Source organism: Candidatus Aquiluna sp. IMCC13023, assembly GCF_000257665.1.
In the GTDB taxonomy this organism is placed as follows: Bacteria; Actinomycetota; Actinomycetes; order Actinomycetales; family Microbacteriaceae; genus Aquiluna.
Genome location: NZ_AJKR01000002.1, coordinates 455,489 through 467,395 on the forward strand (window position 1 = coordinate 455,489; position 11,907 = coordinate 467,395).

Annotated in this window: 9 protein-coding genes and 1 tRNA gene; 7 read left to right on the plus strand and 3 right to left on the minus strand. The window is 52.1% G+C overall.

All coding sequences use genetic code 11. The annotated features are described in order from the left end of the window. Positions 1-65 precede the first annotated feature (65 nt). Entirely contained in the window at positions 66-1,706 is a 1,641-nt protein-coding gene (locus IMCC13023_RS03220) for an ATP-dependent helicase (RefSeq protein ID WP_007541196.1), read from the plus strand. Here IMCC13023_RS03220 and IMCC13023_RS03225 read toward each other — a convergent pair. Continuing rightward, the gene (locus IMCC13023_RS03225; protein WP_007541198.1) at positions 1,669-2,721 is read right to left on the minus strand and encodes a hypothetical protein; all 1,053 of its coding nucleotides are present in this window, start codon (positions 2,719-2,721) and stop codon (positions 1,669-1,671) included. The genes IMCC13023_RS03220 and IMCC13023_RS03225 overlap by 38 nt on opposite strands. Positions 2,722-2,753: 32 nt before the next feature. Then, a complete protein-coding gene (locus IMCC13023_RS03230) occupies positions 2,754-4,031 on the minus strand; it encodes a zinc-dependent metalloprotease (RefSeq protein ID WP_007541201.1) in 1,278 nt (425 codons plus the stop codon). 136 nt (positions 4,032-4,167) lie between these two features. Between IMCC13023_RS03230 and IMCC13023_RS03235 the strand changes: the two genes are divergently transcribed. The 6 genes from IMCC13023_RS03235 to IMCC13023_RS03260 all read left to right on the plus strand — a co-directional run bounded on the left by IMCC13023_RS03235 (position 4,168) and on the right by IMCC13023_RS03260 (position 10,588). Then, positions 4,168-5,235 (plus strand): YlbL family protein, encoded by a 1,068-nt coding sequence (locus tag IMCC13023_RS03235; RefSeq protein ID WP_007541203.1) that lies wholly within the window; start codon positions 4,168-4,170, stop codon positions 5,233-5,235. Between the two features lie 10 nt (positions 5,236-5,245). Continuing rightward, a complete protein-coding gene (locus IMCC13023_RS03240; RefSeq protein ID WP_007541205.1) occupies positions 5,246-8,128 on the plus strand; it encodes a UPF0182 family membrane protein in 2,883 nt (960 codons plus the stop codon). 32 nt (positions 8,129-8,160) lie between these two features. Further along, a tRNA-Met gene (locus tag IMCC13023_RS03245) sits at positions 8,161-8,234 on the plus strand. 288 nt (positions 8,235-8,522) lie between these two features. After that, entirely contained in the window at positions 8,523-9,074 is a 552-nt protein-coding gene (locus IMCC13023_RS03250; protein ID WP_040324870.1) for a hypothetical protein, read from the plus strand. Between the two features lie 77 nt (positions 9,075-9,151). Beyond that, a complete protein-coding gene (locus IMCC13023_RS03255) occupies positions 9,152-10,345 on the plus strand; it encodes a S1C family serine protease (protein WP_007541211.1) in 1,194 nt (397 codons plus the stop codon). Between the two features lie 6 nt (positions 10,346-10,351). Beyond that, positions 10,352-10,588, plus strand: a complete 237-nt coding sequence (locus tag IMCC13023_RS03260; protein WP_007541213.1) for a DUF3039 domain-containing protein — start codon at positions 10,352-10,354, stop codon at positions 10,586-10,588. Here the strand turns inward: IMCC13023_RS03260 and IMCC13023_RS03265 are convergent. Then, positions 10,585-11,856: a nicotinate phosphoribosyltransferase gene (locus tag IMCC13023_RS03265; RefSeq protein WP_007541215.1), complete on the minus strand. Its 1,272-nt coding sequence runs from the start codon at positions 11,854-11,856 to the stop codon at positions 10,585-10,587. The two genes, IMCC13023_RS03260 and IMCC13023_RS03265, sit on opposite strands and share 4 nt — an antisense overlap. Between the last annotated feature and the right edge of the window lie 51 nt (positions 11,857-11,907).

Here is an 11,907-nt window from a genome sequence, read left to right on the forward strand (position 1 = left end):
GGTCACAGGTTAGATTGTTCACCGCGCTCTTGGAGTAAACGCCACGCGCAGCATAAGGATTGCTAATGACTTCAGATCTGACTCCGAGCCAGCTTTTGGCCGGACTAGATGATGACCAAGCCGCTGCTGCCCAGGCACTGCAGGGCCCCGTCGCCATAATTGCAGGTGCCGGTAGTGGAAAAACTAGAACTGTCAGCCACCGCATTGCCTACGGTATTCAGACAGGTAGCTATGCCGCCAACCGAGTATTTGCTCTTACCTATACCAACCGTGCGGCTGCCGAGCTTAGAACCCGGCTCAGGTCCTTAGGGGCTCAAGACGTGGCGGTCAGGACCTTTCACTCTGCAGCGCTTGCACAGCTGCAATTTTTTTGGCCCCAACTGACAGACAGCTTCGCCCCGAAGCTTGTCACTCACAAGGGACCCCTGATTCAAGAGGTTCTAGAGCAAATGGGGATTCGCGCAACTGCCGAACTGAAGTCGAGCCTCCAAGCAGAAGTCGAATTCGTCAGGTATTCCATGAGGGATTTGGAGAAGTATCAAACTACAAGACCCGAGGGCTCTAGCCTCGGTGCCGAAAGATTCGGAGAGTTTTTCGGTGCTTTTGAATTACTCAAGCAAAAGCGACGAGTAATCGACTGGGAAGATGCCCTATTGCTCTGCGTTGGAATGCTAAGAGACCAGCCGCGAATGCTGGCGCATGTCCAGCAGCAATATCGTTTTTTCACCGTGGATGAGTACCAGGATATTTCGCCACTCCAGCAGGCTCTTCTCGAAACCTGGCTAGGGGAGAGGCAAGAGCTATGCGTGGTCGGAGACCCCAGACAGACCATCTATACGTTTGCGGGCGCTCGCAGCGACTTTTTGACCGGCTTTCAGGACCGGTATGAAAAAGCGCAAGTGTTTGAACTGAACCGAAACTATAGATCGAGCCAGGAAGTAGTGGCGCTTGCAAATCGAGTCAGTCCTCACACTCCTCTTGAGGCAATTCGTCAAGTTTCTGAAAAGCCCGTTTTTAGAACCTTCAAGAATGCCGGCGATGAAGCTGCGGGTGTGGTGCGGCAAATAAACGAGTTTCTGGAAAACAGCGTTGGCCGAGGTGAGATGGCGGTGCTTGCTCGAACCAACGCTCAGCTTGTAAAAATGGAGCAAGAACTAAAAGCCTCCGGAATCGATTACCAAGTCCGTGGATCTGGAAGGTTTTTTAAGCGTCCAGAGGTTATCCAGGGCACTGGTGCCATTAGAGCTCTTCAGACTTCAGAGCTTAAAGAGCCGTTGTTCATAGAAGTTTCCAAAATCATCTCTGCACTTGGCTGGAAATCAACAGCCGATAGGGATGAAAAGTGGCTCGCTTTGAACTGGTTCTTAGAGGTTCTTGAGGAGCTTGATGAGCCGAACTTGGACGAGTATTTGCGGGAACTGGACGAGCGGGAGCGCTCGGGACATGAGCCGATGCGTGACGCGGTTATGTTGGCAACCATTCATGGGACAAAAGGCCTGGAGTTTGCCAAGGTGTTTCTAATAGGAGTAAACCAGAACTATTTCCCAATCGGGTATGCAAAGACTGATGCCGAAATTGCAGAAGAACAGCGGCTTTTCTACGTTGCGATTACTCGAGCTAAGGATTTTTTGCAGGTCAGTTCAAGACTGGACAAGCACCCCTCAGATTTCATAAAGCGTTTCGGCAGCCACACTCCGACCAGCTAGCCTGGCTCGTTACCACCTCACCTGAACGCTCAAGGCGAATCATGTCTAAAGGTTCCTGATTCTCTAGCCCGTCAAGGAAGTTCAGGGACTTCGACAGGGCAATCCCAGTCGAGAACAACATCAGTGCACTATCGGCTAGATCACGGTCAAGGTTTGTCAACTGGGTCGCTATCTTGATCCAGTTGGGCTCATTGTTTATGCGGTGAAGCTCAATGCACCCTAGACATGGCGTGACACCGGGAATCACGATATGAGAGATCTCCACGCCTGATTCATCGAAACAAATAGCCAGGTGTGGGACGTCACGCGATAACCAAGGCTGATAGTCGGCGGGCTGGATGATGTCGTGGCACACAAGGATTGCTAAATCCGCCTGATCAAAAGCTGTGCTCACTCGGCTGTGAAGCTGAATGCTAAGGCCATCCGCATCGGATTTGGCGGCCCTTACTCGCTGCGATCCAAGTAAGGACTGCGGGTAGCCCAGTTCAACAGTGTCTCCCGGTAAGACTTTCGAGTGGTCATTGGTAAAGACTTTTGTAACCGCGGAGGCGTTCAGGGCCCTCAGCAGGGTCAGACCAGTTCGGTCTAGTTTGGAAAGAAAAACGCGAAGGCTCCTTCTTGCTCGTAAGGTTTCTGCTGGATCATCGAGCCCAAGCAGGTAGAGCCTCATTATTTCCGAGAAACGCTTGGAGACTTCATGCTCCGTGAAGGTGGGCATAAATGACGATGTTCTAGAAAGTAGCGGCCCTAAGCGTTCGATGAGTTCGTTGGTGGTTTCTGCATCGGCGCTCGCCATTTTTGGCAAGAGCGACAGCTGATTGTCGCTGACGCCAGCCTCTAAAAAATCCAAAGCTCTCCATTGTGCATTGGAAAGATTTGTAAGGACTGCTTCAGAGTTAGCTCCGTATTGTCTTGTTGTGTCGTCGATCCACAGTCTTGCAAGGCCAGGGTTTATTTGTCTTACCACCTGAGGTAGTTTGCAGCTCCCGAGAGATTCTCGTGAGACGTTCTCCACAGCCGGTGCCGCACTGACGAAATTGATCGGCTCTAGTCGGTCAGGAACTTGCGGAGTTCATCTTCAAAGTCTTCCCCACCATTTTTGATGCGGGCAATCAATGAATCTGGATTTTCAATTTCAAGTGCGGTGGGCATTTGGTCAGGGTGTGACCAGAGGGCATCCGAAGCGCCTTTGCCGATATCTGTTACCACCCGCTGCCACATCAAAGTAGCTTCTCTCCTGAGTCGAGGCCTCATTTCAAGGCCAAGCAGGGCTTCAAAGGTTTTGGCAGATGCCCCGCTGGTGGCTCGTTTGCGATTATATATTTCAACTACTGCTTGAATGTTCGGCAACCTTTTGGTTGCCTCCAGCGAGGTCGCGTCGACCCATCCTTCGATCAGTGCCAGAACGGTTTCTATGCGCTCTAAGGCCTGCTCCTGCTCGGGACTTCTTGGCGAAACCATTGCGCTTGCTTCAATGATTTGCTCCATTGAACCAGGATCAGTCGGGTCGATTCGAGACGCAATCTCCTCGATGCCGCTTAAGTCGACAGTGAGTCCGGCGGCAAACTCCCTTACCTGGGTGATGATTTGCTCTCGCAACCAACCGGCTTGGTTGTATAGCGAAGAGATTGCCAGCTCGCGGGTTGCAAGATAAATGACAACCTCGCTCTTTGGGGTCTCTAGGTCTTGAAGAAACTCTCCTAAGTTTTGTGCGATGATCCCGGGCCTGGTGCTCAGAGGTATACCAATTTCTCCTGACAGTAAAACCTCTGAAGAAAGCTTTCCGATGGCTTGACCCAACTGCATGGCAAATATCGAAGCTCCGGCATTGCCAATAAAGTTTTGCGCCGGCGCCAACATCTGGCTTAGCTCGGGTGGCAGTGTATTTCCTAAGTTCTCATTTAGCGCTGCGGCCATGCTGTTGGCGACCGGCTCCGACAGCTCTCTGAACAGCGGCATCGCTTCTTGTGCCCACATCGATCGAGTGAGCTTTTTTGGTGGATTTGGGTTCGTGAATTCCGTGGCCTCGCTTAGCCAGAGACGGGCCATGTCAAACGCAGTTTCCAGTTCGGCTTCGAGGGCGGAATTTGCCTGCTTCTCTGTTTTTTTGGAAAGTTCGAGCGCTTGATCAAGGGCAAGTTTCCAGTTCACCGGCTCTCCGGCTTCCCCGGTCATCTCCGATACTTGCCCAAAAAGGTCGCTCAGCATCGAGGGGTCCGCACTGAATCCGGCTATTTTGGCAAGATCCTCGGGGTCCAATTGCCCTGATTCCATCATCTTTCGAATCAAGCGTTCAAGTTCTTCACGATTTGGCTGTTCTTCCACGGGGCACCCCTTCTAGTAGAAAACTACCTCGACCTTGGGGCGGCAGACTGCAAATACGCTGCCAAATCGCGCATGTTCGCCAAGGGCGTTAGTGTCTTTGGCGCTATTACGAGCTTCACTGCCTAGCATTGGAAGGATGACTTTTTTCGATGCACCGAAATCGCCCAAACGAAGACGCTTCGCTGGCTGGATTGCTTTTGGAGTCGCCTCAATCGTCGCCGTTGGGCTGTTGGTAGTTCCGACCGGTTTTGTAATCGAACGCCCCGGACAAGTCTTCAATGTCATGGGGCAGATTGACGGGACGCAGGTCATCAGCTCAGCGGAAGTAGAGACCTTTGAATCTGAATCGCGATTCGATGTGACCACGGTCTCTTTGCTGGGGAACCGGGAATCGACCCCTAGTTGGGTGCAAGTTCTCTATGCATGGGCTGATCCCGATCAAGTGGTGCTACCCCTGGACGAAATCTTTCCTCCAAGCTTTACCGCCGAGCAATTCAGAGCCGAATCTTCGTTGCAAATGGAAGTTTCTCAGCAGGACGCAATCGCAGTGGCTTTGAAAAAGCTGGGGTATGAAGTCCCGAGGGCCCTTTACGTAAATACAGTCCTAGAGGGCACTCCGTCCTCCGGGATTTTGATTGCTGGCGACCTCATCACCTCGGCTGGCGGAGTACCGGTCGACACATTCGATGCATTTAAAGCACAAATTCAACTTGCCAAAGACTCTGCCTTGAGCATAGAAGTCATCAGGGACGGCCAGAAAACCTCCCTTTTGGTGACTCCTTCACTTCGAGATGAAACCTGGGTTATAGGTTCGACGATTGGCTACACATACAACTTTCCATTCGAACTCGATCTCCAGCTCGGAGATGTTGGTGGGCCAAGCGGCGGCCTGATTTTTAGCCTTGGAGTCCTTGATGCGCTCACCGAGGGGTCCTTGGCCGGCAGCGCACACGTGGCGGGCACTGGAACTATTGACCCGGACGGAAATGTGGGGCCAATTGGTGGCATTGCCCTAAAAATGCTTGGAGCCAAACAGGCTGGCGCAGAGTTGTTTTTGGCACCCGAGGCAAACTGCCAAGAAGCCATTGACAAGATTCCCAGTAACTTGACAGTTGTTTCAGTGAGAGACTTGACTGAAGCTCTTGAAAAAATAGAACTGTTTGCCAACGGTGAACAACTACCAGCAATGCAATGTAATAACTAGGAGATAGATATTGTCTGAAGCACAAGCAAAACCACAGCGACGAGTTTCGCCGCTGTCCATCGCCTTTGGAATCTTGGCTGTAATAGTTTTCGCTCTAGTGAGCGCCGCAGGCATTTACACCGATTGGCTCTGGTTCAGGCAACTTGACTTCGAAGTGGTCTTCTTCACTCAAATAGTTGGTCAGATAGTGGCATTCCTAATCGGATTTGTCATTATGACCCTTCTGGTTGCGATTGGCCTGATGACCGCGTGGCGATCTCGCCCGGTTTATCTAAAGATGCCGGATGAGTCACCGTTCCAGGCCTATCAGCAGTTGCTTGATGGACTAAGACGAGTAATCATGCTTGGCCTGCCAGCTCTTCTTGGAGTTTTTGGCGGTCTAATAGCTGCTCGCGAGTGGCAAACCGCAGCCTTGTGGCTAAACGGCGGCCTGTTTGGTGTTACCGACCCGCAGTTCGGGTTGGATGTTGGATTCTTTGTTTTTGATCTACCGTTTTACGGCTTCGCCGTGAGCTACGTGTCCGGCGGTATTTTTCTAGCGGCGCTAATCAATGCCGGCGTTCACTTGATTTACGGCGGCATCCGTTTCTCGGGTCGCGAAGTTACGGTTTCTAAGCCGGCTCGTATTCAGCTTTCAATCTTGATCGCGACTTACTTTATTCTTCAGGGCCTTAGCCTTTGGTTGGACCAGTATGGGACTGCAACTAGTGCTGGCGAACTCTTCACTGGAGTTACCTATACGGATGACAATGCTGTCATTCCTGGATTGCAGATCTTGGCTCTTATTTCTCTTGCGGTCGCGGTGGCATTCATCGTGACGGCCGTCCTGGGACAGTGGAGAGTTTCGATCATTGCGACTGCGTTGATGGTTGCCAGCTCACTGGTTCTTGGTGGACTCTACCCTTGGATTGTACAAACCTTCCAGGTGGTGCCAAACGAGAGAACTCTCGAGGGGCCTTACTTACAAAAGAACATCGACGCAACCAGAGTGGCTTACGGTTTGGACAAGGTCGAAGTTGTCGACTATGCAGCCAACGTCATCCCAGAACCCGGTGCTCTTCGAAACGACGCCAGGACGACCTCATCCATAAGAATTATGGACCCGGCTTTGGTCGGCGACGCTTTCCGTCAGCTAGAGCAATACCGTCAGTACTACAGCTTCCCGAACCGTTTGCACGTTGATCGCTACGCAGTCGATGGCGAGACTCGAGACACAATAATTGCGGTTCGCGAGCTTAATCAAGCGGGCCTTGGCGAGTCACAGTCTTGGTACAACTCATCGGTTGTCTACACACATGGGTTTGGCCTAGTCGCAGCCTATGGAAATAAGGTCGACAGCGATGGTAAGCCTCTGTTTTTCCAGTCCGGAATTCCAACCGTTGGAGACCTAGGGGATTTTGAGCCCAGGATTTACTTTGGTGCTAACTCACCGACCTACTCAATTGTCGGCGCTGATGATGGAGCCGAGCCTCTGGAATTTGATTTCCCAGCCGGCGAGGGTGAGAGCAACGAAACCTACACAACCTTCAGTGGTAATGGCGGTCCTTTAGTGGGAAACATCTTCACTAAAATCGCGTACTCATTGAAATTCCAAAGCGAGCAGATCTTGCTCTCAGACGCAATCAACGCTGAGTCGCAAATTCTCTACAACCGTTCCCCTGCGGAGCGAATTGCCGAAGTTGCGCCTTATTTGACCGTGGACACGGAAATTTACCCTGCGATTGTTGACGGAAGAATCAAGTGGATTGTGGATGGCTACACAACCACGACTCAGTATCCATATTCGAACCTAGAGTCATTCAACCTTTCGATTCTGGATTCCTCCTCTGAGACATTCAACAGGGACACTTCGACTGTGAACTACATCCGAAACTCTGTGAAGGCCACCGTTGACGCGTATGACGGCTCGGTAGATCTTTACCAGTGGGATGAAGACGATCCTCTGCTAGAGGCCTGGATGAAGCTATACCCAGACACCGTGCAGCCAAAGTCAGCAATGTCGGGCGATCTAATGGCTCACGTTAGGTACCCATCTGATCTATTCAAGACTCAGCGTTCGGTGCTTGGTAACTATCACGTGAAAGAGGCTGGAGCTTTCTACTCTCAGCAGGACGCATGGATGACACCAAATGACCCAGTGGAAGGTACCGGGCTTGGATCACTCCAGCCTCCCTACTACTTGACGATGCAAACCCCTGGTGAAACCGACAGCGCGTTTTCGCTCTACTCGACCTTCATCCCTCAGTCCACCGGTGAGAGCACCAGAAACGTGCTGACCGGATATCTGATTGCGAATGCTGATGCTGGAAGTGAAGCTGGCCAAGTCAGCGACAACTACGGCAAGCTGACATTGCTCAGCCTTCCAAGGGAGACCGTAGTTCCTGGGCCGGGTCAGGTGCAGAACAACTTCAATGCTGACAGCGAAGTATCGTCACTGTTGAACATCCTTAGACAGGGTTCGACCAATGTTATTAGCGGAAACTTGCTGACACTCCCTGTAGCCGGCGGCCTGCTTTACGTTCAGCCGGTGTACATCGAGTCAACTGGTGAGACCAGCTACCCGTTGCTTGAAAAGGTACTGGTGGCATTTGGTGATCAGATCGCCTTTGAGGACAGCCTAGATCAGGCTCTTGACGCCCTATTCGGCGGTGACTCCGGATTTGACCCTAATGACACAGATGCGCCAGTAGCCGACGACGCTGGCGAAGAGCCTGTCACAGAACCTGCTCCAACTGAGTCTGGCAACACCGCTTTGGACGAGGCCTTGACTGCTGCTAACAGCGCGTTGGCGGACAAGCAGGCGGCCTTGATGGCTGGAGACTTGGCGGCATTCGCAAAGGCAGATGATCGATTAACTAGGGCTATTGAAGACGCTTTGGCAGCATTAGATTAACCATCTAAAACCTGCTAGTGTTGGGACTTCGCCGCGGGGTGGAGCAGTTCGGTAGCTCGCCGGGCTCATAACCCGGAGGTCGTAGGTTCAAATCCTGCCCCCGCAACTAGTAAAAAACCCCTGAACCTAACAAGGTCAGGGGTTTTTTCTATGCTGTGGATAATTCAAATCCGCCATCTAGGTTTTGCTTTATTTTTTAGCCATGAACCAGAACCTAAGCACCTCGAGATCGGCCGGCTAAATGTTTATGGAGTTCGCAATACTGTTGGCCGCAACTACTTGCCAACCTCATAGCAGCACGGCCGACAGCTTTACTATTTGCGCCGAAAAGGTGGAACAAAGTACCTCCCGAACGGGCTCCAGCACTATCGGAAGCGCGCCAAAGGCTAAGCCCATGCGGCTGTGTTCCTATTACTTAAATAACTCGATTGACTCTCCGACCGAAGGGGTGATCACCGCTTGGGTCCCGGTGGGCGCAAGAAGTTGTATCGGTGACGACCCGCCGGAGCCTCAAGTGACCAAGAAAACTAGCGTCGTTCAAAGCTCCAATGCGCTTCGGGATTCCCTAACAAGCTTCTCAAATCGCCCCTTCGCAGCTTGGACTCCGGGTGAGGAGCTGGAGATTTTCGAATTTGGTCAATTCAGCGTGGAGGTAAATAACCGGACCACCACCGGCCAACTGCTGGGGCAAACCGCCCAGATTCGCTTCACTGCAAGCTCGATTGCTTGGCAATTCTCTGACTCGAGCACTGCGTCGGGAAGGTCTGTCGCGAAGTCTTTTCAGAATGTCGGTTCATTTTTAGCACGGGCGAAAGTCAGTTATCGTGTCGATTATCAAATGTTGGGAGGGAACTGGGTCCTTGATGCCGCTACCGTAACGCTCTGGTCAAATCAGCTGGAGATAGAGGTCACGGAGCCCCCAAGGAGAACTCTTTTGATTTTGTGAGGAAACTTTTCAGCTGGGACTCATACAATCCTCAGTGTTGTTGACCATAATCAGGTAGACAACGAAAGGTTTTATAAATGTCTCAGTGGAATCGCTCTGGAGAAAATCAATTTAGCTTCAGTCAGCCATACCTTGCTCCCTTGCAGGCTCCAGTCAAAAAGAAGAGACGCAATTTGCTTCCCGTTGCGGCGTTAGCTCTTGGTGCGGCCCTCGTCGGAGGCATTATTGGATCGAGCGGACTAACGCTCTCCGTTGCAAACTTGAGTCAGCCCGCTCCCATAGTTGTAAATAACGCTACCGAGGTGAACTGGGTCACGGGTGCAGCAGCAGCAGCTTCTCCCTCGGTTGTCACCCTGGCGGTCAACTCAGCCTCGAGTGGTGGTTCTGGTTCCGGTGTGGTGCTGACTGAGGATGGCTACATCTTGACCAATGCGCACGTCGCAACTCTCGGAGGACTCACTGAAACTGCCGCTATCTCAGTAATGCTTTGGGATGGTCAAGTACTTGCTGCTGATTTAGTCGGTTTTGACTCTGTCTACGACTTGGCAGTTTTGAAAATAGAAGCTGCGGGGCTAAAGCCAATTGTCTTTGCCGATTCGAACACCTTAAATGTTGGGCAGAACGTGGTGGCAATCGGTGCACCGCTTGGGCTTTCTTCCACTGTAACCCAGGGCATTATTTCGGCTCTCAACCGCACAATTCAGGTTGCAAGCTCCGAAGTAAGCGACGATCCGGGGCTTCAGTTTTATACCGGAAGTGGTGGAATACCAATTTCGCTTCAGGTGATTCAAACCGATGCGGCGATTAACCCGGGCAATTCAGGTGGTGCTCTTGTCAACAACAGCGGAGAATTAATCGGTATCAACGTTGCAATCGCCACTGCCGGGTCCGGGACCTCGGGAAGCATTGGCGTTGGATTTGCTATTCCGTCGAACACTTCGGAGAGAATCGCAAACGAAATTATCGAAACCGGCGTCGCTACCCACGGCTTGCTGGGCGCCCTAGTCGGGGATAGCCGAGAGGCCACCGGTGGATTCTCGAATGGTGCCTATGTTGAAGGAGTTACCGATGACGGTGCGGCCAAGGCCGCCGGCATTATGCAGGGTGACATCATCACTGTTTTTGAAGGGAGACGCGTTGAGGGCGCGAGTGACCTCACTGCTTTGGTAAGGGCGGAACCCGCTGGGGCCGAAGTTGAGGTCCAGGTGATTCGAGATGGCCAGAAGTTGGTTTTCAAGGTGACACTTGGCAGCGCTGCTGACCTACAATAAGGTCCTATGAGCGATTTAGATTCTGGAACTACTCTCGATAAAGAGCGTGTTGAGCAATTTGATCAAGGCGACCACGAGCGTTACTCCCACTACGTGAAAAAGAATAAAATTGTTGAATCAGCTGTATTGGGAGAACCAGTAATTGCACTTTGCGGCAAAGCCTGGGTCCCAAGCCGAGATCCAGGCAAGTTTCCGGTTTGCCCAGATTGTAAAAAGATTTACGAAACCTTCAAGGGCGACTAAACAAAATAAGTGGGGATCGCAGGGTCGCCATTTGACAATCTGAATCCAGAAGCATTTAGCTCGGAAATCGCCATTTTGTGGTGATTTCTTGCCTCAAAAACACCCTCTGGTCCCATCGCGCCGACAGAGCACTCTCCGTCTGCAACCAGCTGGACCTGAAGAGGCCTACCTTGAGACTCTCCGCCAACAAGTTCTGCAACAGCTGTGTTGTCCTGGATTTTTCTGCTGGCAAACTTTTTGCCACCCCTGTTGGCCTTTGAAGTTGAAGTCTTCGCGACGTCTACCCAACCCTCACCGTCCGAGTGAGCCACGAGCTTGTAGACGAACCCAACCGTCGGATGCCCAGAGCCAGTAACCAGAGATGTGCCAACGCCATACCTATCCACGGGCGCGGCGGCCAGCGCGGCGATTGTGTATTCGTCTAGGTCGCTAGTGACGACTATTTTTGTTTCAGTTGCACCCAGGGAATCGAGTAGCTGGCGGACCTTGCCGGCCGCCATGGAAAGATCGCCGGAATCTATCCGCACTGCGGCAATTTTGCCCTCGGTGAGCCTGACGGCTTCCTTCACCGCTGGTTCGATGTCGTAGGTGTCGACAAGCAATGTGGTTTCGGCACCCATTGATTCGATTTGAGACCGAAAGGCCTCGGTTTCGCTGTCGTGCAACAAGGTGAATGAGTGAGCGCTGGTTCCCATCGTCGGGACTCCCCAGCTTCTTCCAGCTTCAAGGTTGCTCGTGGCATCAAACCCGACGATATACGCAGCTCGAGCTGCGGCTACCGCCGCGTGCTCATTTGCCCGTCTGGCACCCATTTCAGCCAAGTAACGATCTCCAGCTGCGTAGCGCATGCGGGCTGCCGCACTTGCCACAGCGCTGTCATAGTTCAGAATTGAGAGTATTACCGTTTCCAGAATTACCGCTTCCGCAAAGCTCCCTTCTACCCTAAGAACTGGGGAGTTAGCGAAGAATAGCTCACCCTCCTGGTAGCCATAGATGTTGCCCTTGAAGCGAAAGTTCTCAAGCCAGACAGCAGTAGAGTCATCGACTATCTCGTTTTTCAGAAGAAACGCGATCTCTTCTTTTTCGAATCTAAATTTTTGGATTGCTTCCAGCAGGCGGCCGTTGCCAGCCAGGACACCAAACCTTCGACCGGCCGGCAGAGACCTAGTAAAAACTTCGAAAACTGTTTGGCGGTCCGCTTTACCCGAGCGCAGTGCAGCTTGAACCATGGTTAGTTCATAGCGATCGGTTAGCAGGGCTGTTGTCACGACTCCAGCCTACCTAAGCCACAACCGCTATTGCACCTCGGGCCTAGACTT

Coding starts and splice junctions, on each gene's coding strand:
- IMCC13023_RS03255 (WP_007541211.1), top strand. CDS start 9,152: ATGTCTCAGTGGAATCGCTCTGGAGAAAATCAATTTAGCTTCAGTCAG.
- IMCC13023_RS03260 (WP_007541213.1), top strand. CDS start 10,352: ATGAGCGATTTAGATTCTGGAACTACTCTCGATAAAGAGCGTGTTGAG.
- IMCC13023_RS03235 (WP_007541203.1), top strand. CDS start 4,168: ATGACTTTTTTCGATGCACCGAAATCGCCCAAACGAAGACGCTTCGCT.
- IMCC13023_RS03220 (WP_007541196.1), top strand. CDS start 66: ATGACTTCAGATCTGACTCCGAGCCAGCTTTTGGCCGGACTAGATGAT.
- IMCC13023_RS03250 (WP_040324870.1), top strand. CDS start 8,523: ATGCGGCTGTGTTCCTATTACTTAAATAACTCGATTGACTCTCCGACC.